We start from the raw sequence: 20,627 nt of genomic DNA, 5'->3' as shown, positions 1-20,627 counted from the left end.
CACCACCTCTTGCCAGAAGTTGGGCGGCGCGCCAATCCACGCACGTGGTCCGAATGGAGTACTGTTGCGAGCCCTGGAGCTGGTCTCCCGACAGGGGGTCCGGCACCTTGAAGGACCGCCGGGAGGGGGCTAGTTGCACAGGGTGACGAGGTTGGTCACTCAGCGTTGCGAACAGGTAACCGTGCCATAACGGCGATCCAGGGCCCGCGCCCGACACGCCGGGCAACTCGGCAAGGTTGTGGCAGGCTGCACCCGGGCAGGCCACACTCGACAGAGCGGAAGCAGCGACGCACGTGACGTCGGCAGGCACCACCCGGGAGGTCCCCATGCCCGAACTGCGTGTCGTGGCCGTCTCGAATGACGGCACACGGCTGGTGCTGAAGGCTGCGGACAGCACGGAGTACACGCTTCCGATCGACGAGCGGCTCCGGGCCGCCGTGCGCGGCGACCGTCCCCGCCTCGGCCAGATCGAGATCGAGGTGGAGAGCCATCTCCGCCCCCGCGACATCCAGGCGCGTATACGTGCCGGCGCGACCGCGGAAGAGGTCGCCCAGATGGCGGGCATCCCCGTCGACCGCGTACGGCGCTTCGAGGGCCCCGTACTGGCCGAGCGCGCCTTCATGGCGGAGCGGGCCCGCAAGACCCCCGTCCGCCGCCCCGGCGAGAACTCCGGACCGCCCCTCGGTGAGGCCGTCCAGGAGCGGCTGCTGCTGCGCGGCGCCGACAAGGACACCGTCCAGTGGGACTCCTGGCGCCGCGACGACGGCACCTGGGAGGTCCTGCTGGTCTACCTGGTCGCGGGCGAACTGCACTCGGCGAGCTGGACGTACGACCCGCCCCGGCGGCTCGTCCAGGCCGTCGACGCGGAGGCACGCGCGCTGATCGGGGAGTCCGACGACCTCGCGGCGCCCGAGCCCAGCTTCCCGTTCGTGCCGCGCATCGCCCGACTGCCGCGCGACCGGCCGCTGGACCGCACCCTCGACCGGGAGCAGCGGGAGCGGCCGAGCCTGCCCCCGCCGCCGTCCGAGCCGGCCGACGACACCGCGGCCACCGCCTCGGTGGAACGCGAACGCGACTCGCTCACCAGCCTGCTGGAGGCCGTACCGAGCTTCCGGGGCGACCTGGTGGTCCCCGAGCGCGCTCCGGAGCCGGTGGAGGAGCCCGTCGAGGAGCCCGAGGTGGAGGAGCCGCCCGCGCCCGCGGCGTCGGCCGGTTCCGCCTACGCCGACGTGCTCATGCCGCGCTCGGTGGCCAGCCACCGCGACCGCCTCACCGGCTCCACCGACCGCCAGGCCGAGGCCGACGGCGTCCGGCCGGGCCGCCGCGCCGCGGTGCCGAGCTGGGACGAGATCGTGTTCGGCACGCGGCGCAAGAAGCAGGAGTAGTCCGGTCTTCGCCGCATGACGTGACCGAGATCGGGGCCGCACCCGGGTGGGTGCGGCCCCGATCGCGTGCCAACGGCCGACTGCGCGCACGTCCTTGCGGCGGACGGGCCTGCCGGTGCGGCCCCCTCTCCGCCTGCGGGTGCGGCCCCCTCTCCGCGTGCAGGTGCGGCCCTCGTGCGGGCGCCGCGCCGCCCTCGGTGCGAGGTCCTGCCTCCGGACCGGCCCCCGCTCCCGGCGGGCGTGGCCCCGCCACAGCCCAGCCGGCCCGGGGACCCACACCCCGTGACCCGGGCCTCCTGCGCGCGAACCCGCCACCCACGCGCAGCGCACCCCTCTACTGCGGGTCGGGGCCCACCGCGACCGGCCGGGCCGGGTCGGACGACCACTCGGACCAGGAGCCCACGTACAGCGCCGCCGGAATCCCCGCCACCGCAAGGGCGAGCACTTCGTGGGCACCCGACACGCCCGAGCCGCAGTACACGCCGACCGCGCCGTCCTCCGTGGCGCCGAGGGTCTTGAAGCGTGCCCGCAGTTCCTCGGCGGGCAGGAAGTGCCCGTCCGGGGCCACGTTGGCGGTCGTCGGCGCGGACACGGCGCCCGGGATGTGGCCGCCGACCGGATCGATCGGCTCGACCTCGCCCCGGTAACGCTCCCCCGCGCGGGCGTCGAACAGCACCCCGGACCGGGCCAGCGCGGCCGCCCCGTCCGCGTCCAGCAGGCCCGTCGCGCCCGGCGCCGGCGTGAAGTCGCCCTCCGCGGACGCCGGGACGTCCGTCGAAAGCGGCGCCTCCCAGGACGGCAACCCGCCGTCGAGGACCCGCACGTTCGGGTGACCCGTCCAGCGCAGCAGCCACCAGGCGCGGGCCGCCGCCCATCCCTGCCCGCCGTCGTAGACCACGACCGGCCGCCCGTGCGACACGCCCGCCCGGCGCATCGCCGCGCCGAACTCCCCCACCTCGGGCAACGGGTGCCGGCCGTGCACGCCGGGCGCGGAGGCGAGTTCGCGGTCCAGGTCGACGTAGACGGCACCGGGCAGATGCCCGGCCGCGTACTCGGCCGGGCCGTCGAACGGCGGGGCACCGGCCGCCTTCGCCGTGCTCAGCTGCCAGCGGACGTCGAGCAGGACGGGCGGATTGGGGCCCGCCAGTTCGTCGACGAGTTCGGATGCGGAGATGATGGCGTTCATGGCCCCATCCTGACGTACCGAGTGGCCGAGGCGTCGTTGTCGGGCTACTCTGCCCGCCGGACAGTACCGATCACGAGGCGTACGGGTTCGGCCACATGCTGTACTGCCCGGGCAGGCGGGCTGCCCCACAAGCGCGAGCACGCCCGAAGCACGCACCGGAACCCGGTGCCGGTGCCGAGGCCCGTCGGAGCGGAAGCGGACGCACGGCCCGCGGAGGGCCGAGAAGAGGGTGACGATGACCGACGCACGGGGATCGGACAGCCGGATCGGCGAGACGAACGCCCGACGCGCGCCCGGCACGCCCTGCTGGGTGAGTCTGATGGTGCACGGGCCGGCCGCCACCCACGACTTCTACGGTGCCCTGTTCGGCTGGGTGTTCCGGCCCGGACCCCAGCAACTGGGCCCCTACGCGCGGGCCCTGCTCGACGGGCGGGAGGTGGCCGGCATCGGGCAGCTGCCCCCGGACCGGCAACTGCCCACCGCCTGGACGCCGTACTTCGCCTCCGACGACGTCAACCGGACGGCCGAAACGGTGCGCCTGTGCGGCGGCACGGTCGGCGTCGGCCCCCTGGACGCGGGCGAGGCCGGCCGCATGGCCCTGGGCTCCGACCCGGCCGGCGCCGTCTTCGGCGTGTGGCAGGCGGCCGCACACCTGGGCACGGCCGTCACGGGCCGGCCCGGCACACCGGCCTGGAACGAACTGCTGACGTACGAGACGGCGAGCGTCGCCAAGTTCTACGAGACGGTCTTCGGCTTCGAACTGCTCCCGGATCCCTTCCCCGACCGCGACTACGTGACCCTGCGCATCGAGGGCCGCCCGGTCGCCGGCATCCACGGCGTGGGCGACGCCCTGCCGCGCGACCGGGGACCGCACTGGATGACGTACTTCGAGGTGGCCGACACGGACGAGTCCGCGACGCGCCTCGTCGACCTGGGCGGGCACGTCCTGACCCCGGCCCAGGACACGCCCCACGGCCGGGTGGCGACGGTGGCGGATCCGGAGGGGGCGCGGTTCACGCTGCTGCACGCACAGCGGTGACGGGGGCCGGCCGTACGCCTGCGGGGGCCCCGCAGGTCTCGGCCCCGCTCAGCCGCTCACCACGGCGAGCAGGGCACGTACCGTCTCCGCCATCGTCTCCCGGCCGCGGGCGACGTAGGGGCGGGGATCCGTCAGGTCGGGGCGGGCCGCCAACGTCTCGCGGACCGCGCCCGTGAAGGCGATGTTGAGGGCGGTGCCGACGTTGACCTTCAGGATGCCCGCCCGGACGGCCCGCCGCAGTTCGTCGTCCCCGACTCCCGACGAACCGTGCAGTACCAGGGGCACGGGCACGGCCTCCCGGAGCCGTTCGATCAGTGCGTGGTCCAGGGACGCGGAGCGTTCGGTCATCGCGTGGCTGCTGCCGACGGCCACGGCCAGCGCGTCCACGCCGGTGTCCGCCACGTAGCGCGCCGCTTCCTGCGGGTCGGTACGCACCCCGGCCGCGTGGGCGCTCGCGGGGGCGTCGGGTTTGCCACCCACGTACCCGAGTTCGGCCTCCAGCCACAGGCCCGCGCCGTGGGCCCACTGCGCCGCGGCGCGGGTGGCGGCGAGGTTCTCGGCGTAGGGCTGCGCCCCGGCGTCGAACATCGCGGAGGAGAACCCCGCGTCGGCGGCCGTGCGCAGCAGTCCCATGTCCGTCACATGGTCCAGGTGCAGTGCGACGTCGACGTCACCGGCCTTGGCGACCTCGGCCGCGGCCCGCGCGATCGGCTCGACCCGGCCGCCGTGGAACCGCACGGCGTTCTCGCTGATCTGCAGGATCACGGGGGCGCCCGCGGCCTGTGCACCGGAGGTGATCGCCTCGGCGTGCTCCAGCGTGATCACGTTGAACGCCGCGACGGCCCGGCCTGCGGCGGCGGCCTCCGAGACGAGTTCGCGCGTGGGAACCAGGGGCATGGGGGTGTTCCCCTCGCTTTCATGTTGCTTCGACGGTCGGTCGGTCCGGCCGGTACGGGTGGGTGGGCGTTCGGGGCTAGCGTCCGACGGAACTCACGTCGCCGTCCGCCACACCCGGTGCCACGGAACTCTCGCCGCTCTTCTCGTCGCTGTAGACCATCAGCGTCGAACCCGCGAGGGCGAGCACGATGCCGAGGGCGCCCCACACGCTGGGCAGCGTCTGGTAGACCGCCAGGGAGAGCACGATGGTGAGAACCGGGGCGAGTGCGTTGGTGATGGGGGCGACCACGGTGGCCTTGCCCCGGCTGAACGCCATGACCAGGAACAGCGCCCCGACCGCGTTGAGGACCTGGGTCACCGCGGTGAGGGCCGGTGCCTGCCAGGGAGCCCCGGACGGGAAACCGCCCATGATCGCGAACGCCACGGGAACCAGCAGCAGTCCGCTGATGGTCATCCACCCGAAGGTGGTCGCCTCGTTGACCCCGACGAGCGCGGCCTTGCGCATGCAGAACGCCTGCACACCCCAGGCGACGCAGATCAGGATGGCCATCGGCAGCCACGGGCCGTGCGCGTCCGAGTCGCCTCCGCCGCTGGGGATGCTGAGCAGCACGATCGCCACCAGCGCCGCGACCACGCCCACGACGGCGAGCCGGGTGATCCGCTCCCGCAGCAGCACCGTCGCCATGAGGACGGTGATCACCGGGGACAGGGACACCAGGGGGAAGATCAGGTACGCGGGGCCGTCGGCGAGCGCCTGGAACAGCAGCAGCTGTCCGCCGGCGCCGGTCAGGCCCGCGATCAGTCCGTACATCGCGGCGACCGGCCTGCGGTCGAACCTCTTGCCGCGCATCGCGAAGTACGCGGGGATGAGCATCGTGAAGGCCCAGATGATGTAGATCATCTCGTTGGGGTAGCCGTACCTGCTGTTGGGCTCGCTGGAGAAGGCGCCCCACACTCCCCAGAACAGGACCAGCAGCGACGCGTACAGGATCCAGCCTCTTGTGCCGTTCTTCATTGTTCGTCCTCTCCTGGGGCGAGGGACCCTGAGGCCTTGCGCAGCGCGTCGAGCGCCGGCCGGTCGAGCGGGGTTCCAGCGAGTTTCGCCGCGTACAGGGCAGCGCCCACGACGGGCTCGTACAGGGGGTGCCGCAGCTCGTAGCCCGCGAAGCGGCTCTTCAGCCCGGTGGTGAACGCCTCCAGGACCGGGGCGGCGGCGAAGGTACCGCCGGAGTAGGAGACGGGCACGGACTCGTCCGGGCCGAAGCCGAGCCGTTCCCGGGTGGCTTCGACGAGCAGGGCGAGTTCGCGGCCGGCCTCTGCGAGGATCGCCGCGGCGGTCTCGTCGCCCGCCGCGGCCGCCTCGGCCACCGAGCGGCTCAGTGCGGCGATCCGGCCCCGGTCGCCCTGCCACCGGTTGTGCACGACGTCGATCACGTCGAGGTCCGACTCCAGGCCGAGCCCGCTTCGGAACACCCCGGCCAGGGGGCCCTCGGGGAGCCGTCCGTCGCTCATCCGGGAGAAGGCGTTGAGGCCGCGGATCGCGATCCAGTACGCCGATCCCTCGTCGCCGAACGACTCGCTCCAGCCGCCGATGCGTACGCCCCGGCCCTGCCGCTCGCCGTAGGTCATCGAGCCGGTGCCGCTGATGACGTTGATGCCGTCGGCCGCGCCCAGCGAACCGGCCCAGCCGCAGACCATGTCGTTGTCGCACGCGTAGCGGTCGTGCCCGAGCACCGCCCGCGGTGTCGCGTCGAGGACGGGCAGGTCGCGGGCTGCCTCCCCGTAGCCGGGCAGGCCGAAGAAGGCGTAGTCGATGTCGGCCGGGGACAGTTCGGCCGCCGCGCAGACGGTGCCGACGCCTTCCCTCAGCACACGCTCGACCAGCTCGATGCCGTGGGAGAAGTAGTACGAGCTTGCCGCCTGGGCACGCGCGACCACTTGTCCGGACCGGTCGACCAGACAGAATGCGGTTTTCGTACCGCCGCCGTCGACACCCAGGAACATCGTCGTACCTCCGTCCGGCGCCCTCGATCCGCGCCGTTGCTGACTTCGATCAGTCGTTCAAGGAGTGCAGGGTCACGCCCTGCACCACGCGGTTGACCTCACCCGAGGGGAACGGGTTGTCGGGCCGCAGCCCCCGGGCCTGGGAGGCGCGCAGGGCGATGAGCTGGGCGTACACCACGGCGGGCAGTGCCAGGGCGGCGTCCTCGACGTCGCCGAGGCCCGGGAGCGGCCAGGCGTCGGCGCCCTCCGCCTGCGCGCCGGTCTCCGCGGAGACCGCGACGACACTGCCGCCCGGAAGGTTTCCGCGCAGCTCGGCGACGATGTCGTGGTCGTACTGGCGGGTGTACGGGTCGTTCGACACGTACACCACCGCGACCGAACGTTCGTTGAGCACCGCCTTGGGACCGTGCCGGAAACCCAGCGAGGACTCCGCGACGGCCATGAGCGTGCCGCCGGTGAGCTCCAGCACCTTCAGCGCCGACTCCTCGGCGAGGCCCTTCAGCGGGCCGCTGCCCAGGAAGACGACGCGCTCGGGTGCGCGGTCCACCAGGGCGCCGGCCGTGCGGTCGGCGGCGCCGTCCTCGATGATCGACTCCGCTGCCCGTGCCAGGCGTTCGGCGAGCCCGTCGCGGGCGCCCTTGCCCAGGGCGAGCAGTGCCGCGAGCGTCATGCAGGTGAAGCTCGACGTCATGGCGAAGCCGCGGTCGTTGGACGCGGCCGGCATCAGCAGCACGTGCGACCGCGGCCGCCGCGCGTGCTCGCGCGCCAGGCGGCCCTGCTCGTTGCAGGTGATCACGAGGTGGTGCACCTCGGAGAGGACCTGGTCGGCCAGGGCGGTGGCGGCGACGGACTCCGGGCTGTCACCCGACCGTGCGAAGGAGACCAGCAGCGTGGGCAGGTCCTCGGCGAGGCACCCGCGGGGGTCGGCGACGAGGTCCGTGGTGGCCACCGCGTCGACGCGCCGCCCCAAGTGCCGTGCCAGGGAGGACTGGAGCACCTGGCCGGCGAACGCGGAGGTCCCGGCGCCGGTGAGCACCACGCGCAGGTCGCCGCGTGCCACGAGCGGAACCAGGAACGCGTCCAGTGCTTCCCGGGAGGCTCCGACGATGCGGTCGACCTCCCGCCACAGGGCGGGCTGCTGGGCGATCTCGCGGACGGTGTGGACAGCGCTGTCGTCGACGGGCAGCGTGCCGGGGGGCGTGGTCACACGAACTCCCTCTCGTTCTGGTTCCGGTTCTGGTCGGCGGCGCGGTCGTAGTCGCGCAGGACGTCGCGGACGTGGTCCACGGCCAGTTCGCGCGGGCGGGCGGCGAGCTCGCCGCGGCGGACGCGGGCGTACTGGAGCGGAAGGTGCGCGCTGAGCAGGGGCAACGGGACGGCCGTGGCCGAAAGGTTGGCCAGCAGACGGGCCTGGGCTTCTTCGATCTCGGGGTCGGCCCAGTAGTAGCGCATCCGGTCGCTGTAGCTGTAGCGGCGTGCGAGGCGCCGCTCGGCGTCGCCGCCCGGGTAGTAGCCCTCCCACTGGGCGGGCTCGGCAAGCATCCGCCGCTCGACGACCTCGGGAAGCCGTGACCGCTCGCCGACCGGCACCAGCTCCTCCTCGATCGCGGCGAGGGCGAACAGCGCCTCGCGCAGGGCGAAGGTCAGACCGGGGCCCACCTTGAGGACCGCCCAGTGGTCCTCGACCAGCGCGGTGAGCGCCTCGGCGGTCTGGTAGTCGGTCGAGTGGGCCTCGTAGACCATGGTGGGCTCGTCGTCGAGGACCTTGCGCAGCTCCTCGGTCGACTCCCGCCGGTAGTCGACGACCCGCAGGTGGTCGAACTCCACGGCCGGCTGCACCACCAGGGCCATGACGCGGGGCCAGACCCCTTCGACGCCGTGCCGGGCGAACGCCTTCCGGTGCTGCTCCAGGGTCGCGCGCGCCGCCTCGGGCGTGGTGGGCACCAGGGGGCCGAGCGTCTCGTGCGCGCCGCCGGGCGTCGGCACCTCGGTACCGATCACATACCGGATCCGCTCCGCCCGGCCCGGGCCCACCGTGTCCTCGGCCACCCGGATCAGACGCGCGGCGCGTTCGGCGACCACGTCGTCGGTCAGCGGTGCGGGGTCACCGGCGCAGGCGAAGCTGCAGTCCAGGTGGATCTTGGTGAAGCCCGCCTCCGCGTAGGCCGCGACCAGTGCGTCGGCCTGCCCCATCGCCTCGTCGGGCGGCAGGGACTGCCACCGGTTCGGTCCGAGGTGGTCGCCGCCGAGGATGACGCGGTCCAGTGGCAGACCGTGTTCCGTCGCGATGCCGTACACGAGGTCACGGAAGTCCGCGGGCCGCAGGCCCGTGTAGCCGCCGTACTGGTCGACCTGGTTCGAGGTCGCCTCTACCAGTACCGGACCACCGGTCTCGCGTGCCTGCAGCACGGCCGCCTCGATGACCAGCGGATGGGCCGAGCACACGGAGGTGATGCCCTGTGGTCTTCCGGCCTTCTGACGCCGGACGATCTCGTCCAACGGGCTCTGCATCGCCAACCCCTTACTGAAGTGCAGTTTGAGCCCGTTTGCCGCGATGGCCCGAAGCTCATGCGGAACGTTACTGGTCTTATTTTCGGCCGTCAATAGTCTCTATTGGTCTGCTTCTGGTATCTCTTAGTGTCTGGGGAAACGGCGACGAGCCGGGCGTCGGCTGCTCCGACGCCCGGCTCGGGCAGGTTCAGGTCTGGTCAGGTCTGGTCGGTTCGGGTCCGGTCGGTTCAGGTCTGGTTGGTGATGGAGGCCCGGAACCGGTAGCGGTCCCCCCGGTAGACCTGGACGGTCAGTTCGATCGGGCGGGCGTCCTGGTTGGAGGTCAGCTGGGTCGCGACCAGCATCGGCATGGTCGCCCCGATCTCGAGCAGCTCCATCTCCCGTGCCGTCGGGTGGCGGGCTTCGACCGAGTAGTCGGCGACCCGGGGAAGCTGCGGCGGGTCGGCGGCGCGCAGGGTGGCGTACAGCGAGGCGGTGCTGAAGTCGGTGCCGGTCAGGGCCGGGCAGGCCGACAGCGGCAGCCGGTTGTGCTCCAGCACGACCAGCAGGCCGTCCAGGAAGCGCAGCCGGTGGAGGTCGAAGAGGTCGGCGCCCGGGGCGATCCGGAGCTGCTCGGCCTCCGCCACGGTGGCCGGGCGGACGGTGGCGGAGAGCACCTTGCTGGCCGTCGTCAGGCCGTTGGCCTCGGCGTAGTCGGCGAATCCCTGGACCTGGGGGGCGGTCGAGGCCGGCGCCGTCACCGCTTCGGGGAACAGGCCCGGTTCGGCGACGAACCACCCGCGCGAGGACGACGGCCGCACGACGCCTCGCGCCTCCAGCTGGGCGAGGGCGGCCCGCAGGGTCACGCGCGAGACGGCGTACCGAGTGACCAGGGCGCGCTCGGAGGGCAGCCGGTCACCGGGGCGGGCGGCGGCGGCACGCAGGTCGTCGAGGAGCCGCGCGGCCGTGCGCTCGTACAGCGGGAGGGCGTCGTCGGCGAAGAGGCCCCTGGGCATCGGCGTACTCGCTTCGGTCATACCAGAAGCGTACCGGTTCGACCGGCCGCGGAGGCACCCGGATCCCTCGTCCCCTTACCAGGCACGGGCGAACTCCTGGGCCGTGGCGGACCTTTGGACCATTGACATGCCAATCAAATACCACTTACGTTCTCGATGCAGGCCACCCGGAGCCCGATGGCGCCGCCCTCGCCCTCACGGGTGTCCCGACTCCGTTCGAGGAGCCGGTTACAGACCAGAGCCTGCTCCGAGAGAGAGGCCGACATGACGGATGTGAACCGGCGCAGCGTACTGAAGGTGGCGCTGGGAGGTGCCGGCCTGGCCGCCCTCCCCTCCGTGGCTCTGGGCGCCACACCCGCGGCCGCCGCACCGCACCGCGGCCCCGACCTCGTCGGGGTCGGCGACACCTCCATCACCCTGGAGTTCGACGACCGGCTGCGCAGCCGGGTGGCGTTGCGGGGCGTCGACGTCACCGGCTTCGACGCCGGTGAGGCCCTGCTGGTGGACGGCGGGGCGATCGACGCGTTCACGTACGGCGGGCACGAAACCCGCAGGACCCGGCATTCCCGGCACGGCGCAGGCGTGCGGGTGGCCGTCTGGGGCAAGTCCGTGACCGGAGTCCGCAAGACGGTGGAGCTGACTTCCTTCCAGCGCCTGACCGGGATGATCGTGATGAAGGTGACCTACACCAACGGGACCGGTACCCCGCTGGCGGTCACCGGATGGCGCAGCGGGGCCCACGAACTCCTGGAGGTTCCCGGCGGCTTCCACACCTTCTCGGGAACCACGTACGAGGACCGTCGCGACTGGGTGCGGCCGATGACGGACGGGTTCGTCCAGGAGAACTCGCTGGGGATGGACGCCTCCGACTACGGCGGCGGCACCCCGATGGCGACCGTGTGGCGGCCGGGGGCCGGTCTTTCCGTCGGGCACGTCGAACCCGTGCCCAGGATGCTGCGCCTGCCGGTTCGCAGGACGGCCGGCGGAGCGAGCCTCGCCGTCGAGGGCGACGCCCCCGTGACCCTGAAGCCGGGGCGGCGGCTGACCACCGACACCACGTTCCTGACCGCCCTGCCGGGTGACCACTTCGCACCGCTCCAGCGCTATCGCGACTACATGAGTGACATCGGCCAGCGTGCGCCCAGGACGCCCGGGCCGGCCCTGGAACCCATGTGGTGTGCCTGGGGCTACGAGCGGGACTTCACCGTCGAGCAGGTCGTCGCGACGCTCCCCAAGGTGCGTGAGGTCGGCCTCAAGTGGGCGGTGCTCGACGACGGCTGGCAGACCAACGAGGGCGACTGGGAGCTGGACCCGCGGAAGTTCCCGCGGGGCGCGAGGGACATGCGGGCCTTCACCCGGCAGATCCGGGACGCCGGTCTGCGGCCGCGCCTGTGGTGGGCTCCGCTGGCGGCGGACCCGGAGAGCAGCCTTTACCGGGACCACTCCGACATGCTCCTGCTGGACCGTGAGGGCAACAAGCAGCGGGTGAGCTGGTGGGACGCCTGGACCCTGTGCCCCGCGTACCGGCCGACGGTGGACTACTTCGTGGGGCAGGTGAAGCGGTTCATCGGCGACTGGGGATACGAAGGGCTCAAGATCGACGGCCAGCATCTCAACGCCGTCACGCCCTGCTACAACCCGGCGCACGGGCATGCCCGCCCCGAGGAATCGACCGAGGGTCTCGCGTCGTTCTGGAAGGCGGTGTACGAGGCCGCTCACGAGGCGGACAGGGACGCCGTCGTCGAGCTCTGCCCCTGCGGCACCGCCTTCGCCTTCCACAACCTCCCCTACGTCGACCAGTACCCGAGTTCGGACCCGCTCTCGTCGTACCAGGTCCGTACGAAGGGCAAGACGATGAAGGCGCTGATGGGCCGGGGCAGCAGCTACTCCGGCGACCACGTCGAACTGAGCGACGGCGGCGACGACTTCGCCTCCAGCTACGGTGTGGGGGCCGTCCTGTCGACGAAGTTCACCTACCCCGCGGGCCCGGACGACGGGATCGTGCTCACGCCGGAGAGGGAAGCCCTCTGGCGCCGGTGGGTGAACCTGTACGAGGAGAACATGCTGTCCACGGGCGAGTACCGGGGCGAGCTGTACGACATCGGTTTCGACAAGCCCGAGGCGCATGTGGTGGCCAAGGGCGCGACCATGCACTACGCCTTCTACGCCGGGCGGTGGGACGGGACGGTCGAGCTGCGTGGCCTGGGCCGCGGCAGGTACCGCCTGACCGACCCGTTCAACGGCACCTCTCTCGGAACCGTCGACGCTCGGCACAACACCGTGGAGCTGGCCTTCGAGCGGTTCCAGCTCATCGTGGCCGAGCACATCGGCTGATCAGGGCCGGCGCGCGCCGGCCTGGGCACTCACGTGGTGGAGACCGGCAGCACGTCCGGCGAGAGCGCCGCCGCCCGCGCCGTCGCGCTCGTCATCCGCCTGCGGTGGTGGCGGCGGCACAGCACCTCGTACCCGATCTCGTCGGGGGACTGGGCTACGTCCCCGACGACCACCTGGGCACCCTCGACGACCATGACGCCGCCCACGGTGCGGGCGTTGTGCGTGGCGCGGGCTCCACACCAGCACAGGGCCTCGACCTGGAGCACCTCGACGCGGTCGGCGAGTTCCACCAGCCGCTGGGAGCCCGGGAAGAGCTTGGAGCGGAAGTCGGTGGTGATGCCGAAGGCGTACACGTCGACGTCGAGGTCGTCGACCACGCGCGCGAGCTGGTCGATCTGGTCCGGCGCGAGGAACTGCGCCTCGTCCGCGATCACGTAGTCCACCCGGCCGCCCTGCGAGAGGTGGTCGACGACGTGGGCGTACAGGTCCTGGCCGTCCCCGACCTCGACCGCGTCGGTGACGAGGCCGAGGCGGGAGGAGAGCTTGCCCTCGCCCGCACGGTCGTCGCGGGTGAAGATCATGCCGGCCAGTCCGCGCGCCGAGCGGTTGTGCTCGATCTGGAGAGCCAGTGTCGACTTCCCGCAGTCCATCGTTCCGGAGAAGAACACCAGCTCGGGCATGAGGGGTTGGGCACCTTTCGGCAGCGGGATCGGTGGAACGCAGAGGGTCAGGAGCGTACTTCGAGCAGCGGGACGAGCTGCTCGGCAGGGGTCATCGAACCGTGGTTGCCGACCATCGCCGACTCCTTGGGCTCGCGCTCGGAGGCGATGACCAGGACGTCGTCGCGCGCCGCGGCGACCACGTCGCCGATGCGGTCGTACACCCGGTCGTCGATGCGGGGGCCGAACCAGCCCGCGGCGATCGCCTCGTCCCGGGACGCCACCCAGAACTGCTCGCCGAGCACCTCGCGCCAGCAGAACAGCACGTCGTTGTGGGCGCCGGGGACGGCGTAGACGTGGCGGGCGCGGCCCTCGCCGCCGAGGAGGGCGACGCCCGCCTTCAGCTCCCAGTCCTCGTCGAAGTCGATGCGGTGCTCCTCGTCGAAGGGCACGTCGACCATGCCGTGGTCGGCGGTGACGTACAGGGCGCTGCGCGGCGGCAGCCGCTCGGCGAGGCGCTGGACGAGCCGGTCGACGTGGCCGAGCTGCCCGCGCCAGGTGTCGGAGTCGACGCCGAAGCGGTGCCCGGCGCCGTCGACCTCGGCGTAGTACGTGTAGACGAGGGCGCGGTCGGCGCGGGCCAGCTGCTCGGCGGCGCAGTCCATCCGGTCCTCGCCGGACAGGCGTCCGTGGAACTCGCCGCCGCTGAGCGCGACCTTGGTCAGCGGGGTGTTGGCGAAGGTGGGCGAGGAGACCTGGGCGGCGTGCACCCCCGCCTCGTGGGCGAGGCCGAAGACGGTGGGGTAGGGCTGCCAGGGGCCGGGCGCGGTCCACGGCTGCCACCGGAGCTGGTTCATCAGGGCGCCCGTGCCGGGATCGCGCACCGTGTATCCGGGCAGGCCGTGGGCGCCCGGCGGGAGGCCGGTGCCGACGGAGGCGAGGGAGGTCGCCGTGGTCGCCGGGTAGCCGGCGGTGATCGGGCGTCCGGTGCCGCCGCGCGAGCTGCCCAGGAGGGAACTCAGGAAGGGGGCGTCCTCGGGGTGCGCGCGCAGCTGCTCCCAGCCGAGGCCGTCGATCAGGAAGACGCAGTTGCGGTCGGCGGGGGTCAGTTCGGTGATCCCCGCGGTCATGCCCGGGACACCGAGGCCGGCGGCCAGGGTGGGCAGCAGGTCGGCGAGGGAGCCCCGGCCGTACTCGGGTACGGGGGCGGAGTCGACGGGGAGCGGTTCTGGGTGGGTGTCCCAGGCGGTGTGCTGCACCATCAGCGGGCGGAGTCCGCGGTCGCCTCGGAGAGGGCCTGGGCGAAGGTGAGCGCCTGGCGCACCGTCTCGGGGCCGTCCCCGGCCTCGCTGACGCGCAGGCTGAGGTCGTCGGCCGTCGAGCTGCCCGTGTAGCCGTGGTCGGCCTCGCAGTTGGGGTCGCCGCAGGCGGCGGGCTCCAGGTCGAGGCGGGAGACGGCGCCCCAGCCGATGGTCAGCACGATCTCGCGGGGCAGGGTGCCCGGCTTGTACTGCTCCGGGTTGGCGACGACGCGGCTGACGACGATGGACGAGATCCGGCCGAGCTTGACGGACTCCGTGGACGTCGTGGCGTACGGCGTCGGAGAGGTGTCGTCGGCGGCCTGCTCGTCGGTGTGGCTGACGATGAAGCGGTTGCCGGTGAGCACCAGCACGGTCACGTGCCGGCGCACCTCGTTCTGGTCGAACGTCGTCTCCTGGTGGACCAGGTACGACCGCACGGGCTCGCCGCCCACGGCGGCCTCCACCGCCTCGGCCACGAGGGCCGGGTAGTAGCCGCTGCGCTCGATCGCCGCTCGCAGCCCCTGGGTCGTCGTACTGGTCTTGGCCATGCCGTCCATCCTACGGGGACCCACTGACTGCGAGGCACGCTCCTGCGGTACCCGTCCGGGGCCGTACCCGGCGCGGGCACCGGGCCGGGTACGGGGCGTGGCGGGTCAGTAGGCCGGCAGGGTCCGCGGGCCGAGGTCGTCCCTGGCGGGAGGGGGCGCGAGGCGGACGGAGGCGCCGAGGACGCTCAGGCCGTGCGGGGCGACCACGACGGGCTCCAGGGTGACCGCGACGACCTCCGGGTGGTCGTCGACCAGCCGGGAGACCCGCAGCAGCAGCTCCTCCAGGGCGGCGGCGTCGACCGGGGCCGAGCCGCGCCAGCCGAAGAGGAGGGGGGCCGTGCGGACCGAGCGGATGAGCGAGGTGGCGTCCCGGTCGGTGACCGGAATCAGCCGGTGCGCCATGTCGCCGAGCAGCTGGGTGGCGGCGCCGGCGAGGCCGAAGGAGAGCACCGCGCCGGCCGCCGGGTCGATGACCGCCCGTACGACGGTGTCGACGCCGCGCGGAGCCATGCCCTGGACCACCGGGCGCAGCTCCGCGGGCTTTCCGAACAGCTCGGTCAATTCGGCGTAGGCCCGCCGCAGTTGCTGCTCGTCCGCGAGGTCGAGGCGTACGCCGCCCAGGTCGGCGCGGTGGCGCAGGTGCGGGGCGGTGGCCTTGAGGGCCACCGGGTAGCCGATGGTCCGCGCGGCGGCCGCGGCGTCGTCGGGAGTGGCGGCGGGCAGGGCGCGGTGCACGTGGACCCCGTACCGGCCGAGCAGGTCGCAGGTCTCCCGGCTGCCGAGGGTGAGCCCCTGCCCGCGCGCGAGGTGCCCCGCTATCTGCTGGGCGGCGCCCTTCTCGTCGATGTCCTCGTACTCCGGCACCTTGCCGGGGTCGGCGGCGTCGCGCCGCCACTGGGCGTAGGCGACCGCCTCGCCGAGGGCGCGGACGGCACGCTCGGCGGCGGGGTAGGCGGGGATGAGGTGGGCTCCCTCCGGGGGCAGGACGGCCGTGGGCGACTGGGCCGGGGCGGCGGACGGACCGGACGGGCGGGACGAGGCCCGATCGGCGGGGCCGGGAGCAGCATGGGGTGCGCCGCCCGGGGTCGTCCGGGAGGCCGGGCCGCCCGGGGTGGCCTGTGGCACGGCACCGGGGTCGGGCGGGAAGGCCGCGCCCGGAGCCGCGTCGGCGCCGGTGGCCGAAGCCGCCTGGGAAGTGGTGCCCGGCGTGGCCCGGGAGGCCGGGCCACCCTGCCGCACAGCACCCGGATCGACCGGGAAGGCCGCGCCCGGAGCCGCGTCGGCGCCGGTGACCGAAGCCGCCTGGGAAGTGGTGCCCGGCGTGGCCCGGGAGGCCGGGCCACCCTGCCGCACAGCACCCGGATCGACCGGGAAGGCCGCGCCCGGAGCCGCTTCGGAGCCGGTGGCCGGAGCCGGCTGGGAAGTGGTGCCCGGGGTGGCCTGGGAGGCGGTGCCCTGAGCCGGCTGCGGGGCCGTGCTCGCCGCCGCGGACAGGGCCTCCGCCAGGCCGCCCAGCTCCACGTGGACCACGAGGACGGGCTTGGTGGGGACCGCGGCCGCCGCGGAGCGCAGGGCCTCCGCGAGCGCGGCGTCCCCGGCCGCCCCCTCCCCCAGCGTCGGGATGGCGGTCACCACGACCGCGTCGCACGTGTCGTCGGCCAGGGCCCTGGCCAGGGCCGCGTGGAAGTCGTCGGCCGAGGCGGCGGTCGTCAGGTCCAGCGGCGGCTGCGGGCGCAGGCCCTCGGAGAGGCACGCGTCGTAGGTGAGCAGTCCCAGGGACTCCGAGTTGCCCAGGATGGCCACCCTCGGTCCGGCGGGCAGCGGCTGGCGGGCGAGGAGCAGCCCCGCGTCGACCAGGTCGGTGATGGTGTCGACCCGGATCACGCCGGCCTGCCGCAGCAGCGCGGAGACCGTCGCGTGGGGCAGCCGCGTCGCCCGTACGGCGTGCCCCTGGGGTGCCACGCCGCCGTGCCGGGCGCCCTGCACCACGACCAGGGGCTTGGCGGCCGCCGTGCGCCGGGCCAGGCGGGTGAACTTGCGGGGGTTGCCGATGGACTCCAGGTACATCAGCGCGACGTCGGTGTCCGGGTCGTCGTACCAGTACTGGAGGACGTCGTTGCCGGAGACGTCGGCGCGGTTGCCGGAGGAGACGAAGGTGGACACGCCGGTGACGCCGGTGACCCCGCCGCCGCGCCGGTGCAGCCGGGAGAGCAGGGCGATGCCGATGGCGCCGGACTGCGCGAACAGGCCGATCCGTCCCGCGCGCGGCATCTCGGGGGCGAGGGAGGCGTTGAGCCGCACGTCCGGGGAGGTGTTGATGATCCCGAAGGCGTTGGGCCCGATGATGCGCATGCCGTACGTGCGCGCGTGCCTCACGAGGGCGCGCTGGCGTTCACGTCCCTCGGGGCCGCTGTCGGCGTATCCGGCGGAGACCACCACCAGTCCCTGCACCCCGTGTTCGCCGCACGCGGTGACGACGTCCGGGACGTGTTCGGCGGGCACGGTGACGACGGCGAGGTCGACGGGCCCGTCGATGTCGCGCACGGAACGGCACGCCACCACCCCGTCGAGCTCCTTCATGTCCTCGGGGAAGGCCCTGTTCACGGCGTACAGGAGCCCCGTGTAGCCGGCGTCCCGGATGTTGCCGAGGATGCTGCGGCCGACGCCGCCCGGGGTGCGGCCGGCGCCGACGACCGCGACCGAGCCGGGCTGCAGCAGCCGCTGGACGGAACGGGCCTCCGCGCGGTGCTCGCGCGCGTACTGCACGGCCAGCGAGCGGTCGGTGGGTTCGAGACCGAACTCCAGGCGGACCACCCCGTCCTCGAAGCTCCGCTTCTGGGTGTACCCGGCGTCCATGAAGACTTTGATCATCTTGTTGTTGGCGGGCAGCACCTCGGCGGCGAAGCGGCGGATGCCCCGCTCGCGGGCCACGGCGGCGATGTGCTCCAGGAGGGCGGAGGCGACGCCGCGCCCCTGGTGGGCGTCCTGGACGAGGAAGGCGACCTCGGCCTCGTCGGCCGGTGCGGTGGCGGGCGTTCCGCCGGCCCCGATCCGGTCGTAGCGTACGGTGGCGATGAACTCGCCGCCGATGGTGGCCGCGAGTCCCACCCGGTCCACAAAGTCGTGGTGCGTGAAGCGGTGGACGTCCTTGGCGGACAGGCGAGGGTACGGCGCGAAGAAGCGGTAGTACTTCGACTCGTCGGAAACCTGCTCGTAGAAGCTGACCAGGCGCTCGGCGTCGTCAACGGTGATGGGGCGGACGCGTGCGGTGCCGCCGTCGCGCAGCACCACGTCGGCTTCCCAGTGGGCGGGGTACTCGTGCCGGTCCGACGAGGTCTGCATGGGCCCCAGAGTACGGCTCGCGTACGACAACGGCGCGGGGCAGTCTGTGGGGGACGGAGGTCCGGACCGAGGCCGCGGTCCGGGACCTTTACGGGGCGGCCCACGGGGTCGTCCCGGCTTGCTTCACGATGTGGGAAACTGGTCTAGACAAGACTGGTCTAGACAACTTCAACGCCTCTGAACACCTGAAGGGCAGCATCACATGGCTGAGCGCCGCGTCAACGTCGGCTGGGCCGAGGGTCTCCACGCCCGCCCCGCCTCCATCTTCGTCCGAGCCGCCACGGCCACAGGCGTCCCGGTGACGATCGCCAAGGCCGACGGGTCCCCCGTCAACGCGGCCTCCATGCTGGCCGTCCTCGGCCTCGGCGCCCAGGGGGGCGAGGAGATCGTCCTCGCGTCCGACGCCGAGGGCGCGGAGGCGGCCCTGGACCGGCTGGCGAAGCTGGTCGCCGAGGGGCTCGAGGAGCTTCCCGAGACCGTCTGACGGACGGGACAGCAGCACCGAAAGGCCCGCCGGGACCACCGGACGGGCCTTTCACCTTTTTCCCTTCCGCTTCCGCTTCCGCTTCCGCTTCCACTGACGCTTCCACTGCTGCGCATTCGGGACGGCGGAAATAGCCGCCGGAATTCCCCCGCTTTTGTATACGGAACCTGTGTTACCGGAGCGGGCTCGCGGTGTTTACGGAATGTTGCGTATTCCTCACACGCTCCGTCGCCGACGCCGCCGAGGCGAATCGGAGCCGGTGCCCGGACGCCGACCGCTCGATGTGCCGGGTCATGAGCGCCCGCGCGCGTTCGCCGTCGCCCCGGGCCACGGCGTCGGTGATCGCGGCGTGCTCCGCCCAGTGCTCCGCCGGTCCGACCGGCGCCTCCACGACGTACATCCAGGCGATCTTGTGGCGGAGCTGGGTCAGCAGCGCGGTCAGGGAGGGGCTGTCCGCCGCCCGGGCGAGGGTCTCGTGGAACCAGCCGCCCAGGGAGCGCAGCTCGTCCACGGTGCCCCGCCCGGCCCGCTCCTGCCCCAGCCTGACCAGGCCGCGCAGCACCTTGAGGTGGGCGTCGGTGCGCCGCCGCGCGGCCCGGGCGGCACCGAGCGGCTCGAGGAGCGTGCGGGTCTCCAGCAGGTCGGCGGCCTCCCGCGCGGTCGGTTCCGCGACGCACGCGCCCGCGTGCCGCCGGGTCACCACGAAGCCCTCCGCCTCCAGCGTGCGCAGGGCCTCGCGGACGGGGACGCGGGAGACGCCGTAGCGGCGGGCGAGGATTTCCTCGGTGAGCCGGCTCCCGCGTCCGTGGACGCCGGCCACGATGTCGTCCCGGATCGCCGTGCACACCGAATGCGCCGGAATACGCATGACCGACCTCCGCCTTGATCCCCTGAAACGCCGACGATGGACGCGCTTTCAGCGACTCTAGGCCAAGCAAGCCGGTATGGAATACAAAAAGCCCCGAGTTCGAAGCCGGGGCTTTTTCGTCAGACGTTCACTCCGTGGGAGCGGAGATAGGCGACGGGGTCCATGTCCGAGCCGTACTCGGGGCTCGTACGGGCCTCGAAGTGCAGGTGCGGTCCGGTGACGTTGCCGGTGGCACCAGAGACGCCGATCTGCTGGCCGGGCTCGACCGACTGGCCGACCGAGACGCCGATGGAGGACAGGTGCCCGTACTGCGTGTACGTACCGTCGTGCATCCTGATCACGACCTGGTTGCCGTACGCGCCGCCCCAGCCGGCCTCGACGACGGTGCCGACGCCCACGGAGTGCACGGACGTGCCGCTGGAGGCGTGGAAGTCGATGCCGGTGTGGCTGCCCGAGGACCACAGGGAGCTGCCGGCCTGGTAGGCGGTGGAGACGTACGAGGCGGTGATCGGCGCGACGAAGGTGTTGAGGCGCTTGCGCTCCGCCTCCCGCGCGGCGCGCTCCTTGGCCTCGCGCGCCTCCTTGGCCGCCTCGGCCGCCCGCTCGCGGGCCGCCTCCCGGGCCGCCTCGCGGGCGGCGGCGTCCGCGGCCGCCTGCTTCTGGGCGAGGGCCTGGGCGTCGATCTCGTCGGCTATGGAGTCGCCGATGGTGACGACCGGGGTGAGCCCGGTCTGTTCCACCTCGGGCTCGGCGGCGAGCGCCGGAGCCGCGAGGGTGCCGACCACGCCTGTGGTGGCGAGGGCCGCGACCCCCGCCGCGCGGACGGTGGTGCGGTGCATCCGGCCGGTACGGCGGTGCTTCCCGGTGGCGCGCGTGAACGCCATGTAGAGGCTTGTCCTTTCCTTCCCTCTCGCCTACCGGGTTAGCTGACGGGTTCGGAGGTGGAAGGTCTCCTACGGACCCCCTCGCGGTGCGCGCGGGCGTCCGATTCACCCCAGGGACTGCGATGGGTCCCCGGCTCCCCTGGCTCGCGCCGTACGGGGACTCGGCGATGGCTGTCCGGTGCCGCGGATG

At 73.0% G+C, this 20,627-nt stretch carries 17 protein-coding genes and 1 riboswitch; of the genes, 4 read left to right on the top strand and 13 right to left on the bottom strand.

Annotated elements, in window-relative coordinates; all coding sequences use genetic code 11:
• Nucleotides 1-326 precede the first annotated feature (326 nt).
• A complete protein-coding gene (sepH, locus tag ACFV9J_RS37260; RefSeq protein ID WP_385362158.1) occupies nucleotides 327-1,385 on the top strand; it encodes a septation protein SepH in 1,059 nt (352 codons plus the stop codon).
• A 334-nt stretch (nucleotides 1,386-1,719) separates the two neighbouring features.
• On the opposite strand, the gene ACFV9J_RS37255 is transcribed toward sepH, so the two are convergent.
• A complete protein-coding gene (locus ACFV9J_RS37255) occupies nucleotides 1,720-2,571 on the bottom strand; it encodes a sulfurtransferase (RefSeq protein WP_385362157.1) in 852 nt (283 codons plus the stop codon).
• A 235-nt stretch (nucleotides 2,572-2,806) separates the two neighbouring features.
• Here ACFV9J_RS37255 and ACFV9J_RS37250 point away from each other — a divergent pair, with 235 nt between their 5' ends.
• Complete coding sequence (locus ACFV9J_RS37250; protein ID WP_385362155.1) at nucleotides 2,807-3,610, top strand: VOC family protein; 804 nt, start codon at nucleotides 2,807-2,809, stop codon at nucleotides 3,608-3,610.
• A 48-nt stretch (nucleotides 3,611-3,658) separates the two neighbouring features.
• On the opposite strand, the gene ACFV9J_RS37245 is transcribed toward ACFV9J_RS37250, so the two are convergent.
• The 6 genes from ACFV9J_RS37245 to ACFV9J_RS37220 all read right to left on the bottom strand — a co-directional run bounded on the left by ACFV9J_RS37245 (nucleotide 3,659) and on the right by ACFV9J_RS37220 (nucleotide 10,038).
• On the bottom strand, nucleotides 3,659-4,507 hold the full coding sequence (locus ACFV9J_RS37245) for a ketose-bisphosphate aldolase (protein WP_385362153.1): 849 nt from the start codon (nucleotides 4,505-4,507) through the stop codon (nucleotides 3,659-3,661).
• A 76-nt stretch (nucleotides 4,508-4,583) separates the two neighbouring features.
• Nucleotides 4,584-5,522 carry a DMT family transporter gene (locus ACFV9J_RS37240; RefSeq protein ID WP_385362151.1) on the bottom strand — a complete coding sequence of 313 codons (939 nt, stop codon included), beginning with the start codon at nucleotides 5,520-5,522 and terminating at the stop codon, nucleotides 4,584-4,586.
• Nucleotides 5,519-6,511, bottom strand: a complete 993-nt coding sequence (locus ACFV9J_RS37235; protein WP_385362149.1) for a BadF/BadG/BcrA/BcrD ATPase family protein — start codon at nucleotides 6,509-6,511, stop codon at nucleotides 5,519-5,521. Before ACFV9J_RS37235 ends, ACFV9J_RS37240 begins: the two co-directional genes overlap by 4 nt.
• 49 nt (nucleotides 6,512-6,560) lie before the next feature.
• A complete protein-coding gene (locus ACFV9J_RS37230) occupies nucleotides 6,561-7,718 on the bottom strand; it encodes an SIS domain-containing protein (protein ID WP_385362147.1) in 1,158 nt (385 codons plus the stop codon).
• Entirely contained in the window at nucleotides 7,715-9,022 is a 1,308-nt protein-coding gene (locus tag ACFV9J_RS37225; protein ID WP_385362145.1) for a D-tagatose-bisphosphate aldolase, class II, non-catalytic subunit, read from the bottom strand. Before ACFV9J_RS37225 ends, ACFV9J_RS37230 begins: the two co-directional genes overlap by 4 nt.
• A gap of 227 nt (nucleotides 9,023-9,249) precedes the next feature.
• Nucleotides 9,250-10,038, bottom strand: coding sequence for a GntR family transcriptional regulator (locus tag ACFV9J_RS37220; protein WP_385362143.1), 789 nt, complete (start codon nucleotides 10,036-10,038; stop codon nucleotides 9,250-9,252).
• Between the two features lie 243 nt (nucleotides 10,039-10,281).
• Between ACFV9J_RS37220 and ACFV9J_RS37215 the strand changes: the two genes are divergently transcribed.
• Nucleotides 10,282-12,351 carry a glycoside hydrolase family 36 protein gene (locus ACFV9J_RS37215; protein ID WP_385362141.1) on the top strand — a complete coding sequence of 690 codons (2,070 nt, stop codon included), beginning with the start codon at nucleotides 10,282-10,284 and terminating at the stop codon, nucleotides 12,349-12,351.
• 29 nt (nucleotides 12,352-12,380) lie between these two features.
• On the opposite strand, the gene ACFV9J_RS37210 is transcribed toward ACFV9J_RS37215, so the two are convergent.
• The 4 genes from ACFV9J_RS37210 to ACFV9J_RS37195 form a co-directional block, all read right to left on the bottom strand.
• Entirely contained in the window at nucleotides 12,381-13,031 is a 651-nt protein-coding gene (locus tag ACFV9J_RS37210) for a thymidine kinase (RefSeq protein ID WP_115744595.1), read from the bottom strand.
• A gap of 47 nt (nucleotides 13,032-13,078) precedes the next feature.
• On the bottom strand, nucleotides 13,079-14,272 hold the full coding sequence (locus tag ACFV9J_RS37205; RefSeq protein WP_385362139.1) for an alkaline phosphatase family protein: 1,194 nt from the start codon (nucleotides 14,270-14,272) through the stop codon (nucleotides 13,079-13,081).
• Nucleotides 14,272-14,868, bottom strand: a complete 597-nt coding sequence (locus ACFV9J_RS37200) for a DUF5998 family protein (RefSeq protein ID WP_003973177.1) — start codon at nucleotides 14,866-14,868, stop codon at nucleotides 14,272-14,274. Before ACFV9J_RS37200 ends, ACFV9J_RS37205 begins: the two co-directional genes overlap by 1 nt.
• 96 nt (nucleotides 14,869-14,964) lie before the next feature.
• Nucleotides 14,965-18,201: a GNAT family N-acetyltransferase gene (locus ACFV9J_RS37195; protein ID WP_385362137.1), complete on the bottom strand. Its 3,237-nt coding sequence runs from the start codon at nucleotides 18,199-18,201 to the stop codon at nucleotides 14,965-14,967.
• 202 nt (nucleotides 18,202-18,403) lie between these two features.
• On the opposite strand from ACFV9J_RS37195, the gene ACFV9J_RS37190 reads away from it, so the two are divergent.
• Entirely contained in the window at nucleotides 18,404-18,685 is a 282-nt protein-coding gene (locus ACFV9J_RS37190; RefSeq protein WP_007445064.1) for an HPr family phosphocarrier protein, read from the top strand.
• A 172-nt stretch (nucleotides 18,686-18,857) separates the two neighbouring features.
• On the opposite strand, the gene ACFV9J_RS37185 is transcribed toward ACFV9J_RS37190, so the two are convergent.
• Together ACFV9J_RS37185 and ACFV9J_RS37180 are read right to left on the bottom strand one after the other, a co-directional pair.
• A complete protein-coding gene (locus tag ACFV9J_RS37185; protein ID WP_385362135.1) occupies nucleotides 18,858-19,553 on the bottom strand; it encodes a GntR family transcriptional regulator in 696 nt (231 codons plus the stop codon).
• 119 nt (nucleotides 19,554-19,672) lie between these two features.
• On the bottom strand, nucleotides 19,673-20,437 hold the full coding sequence (locus ACFV9J_RS37180) for a M23 family metallopeptidase (protein ID WP_385362133.1): 765 nt from the start codon (nucleotides 20,435-20,437) through the stop codon (nucleotides 19,673-19,675).
• A 12-nt stretch (nucleotides 20,438-20,449) separates the two neighbouring features.
• A riboswitch (cyclic di-AMP (ydaO/yuaA leader) is annotated at nucleotides 20,450-20,614 on the bottom strand.
• Nucleotides 20,615-20,627 lie beyond the last annotated feature (13 nt).

This window comes from Streptomyces sp. NPDC059906 (genome assembly GCF_042730645.1).
GTDB lineage: Bacteria > Actinomycetota > Actinomycetes > Streptomycetales > Streptomycetaceae > Streptomyces > Streptomyces rubrogriseus.
Note: the sequence above shows the minus strand (reverse complement) of the source record. Positions and strands in the feature narration are given on the sequence as shown.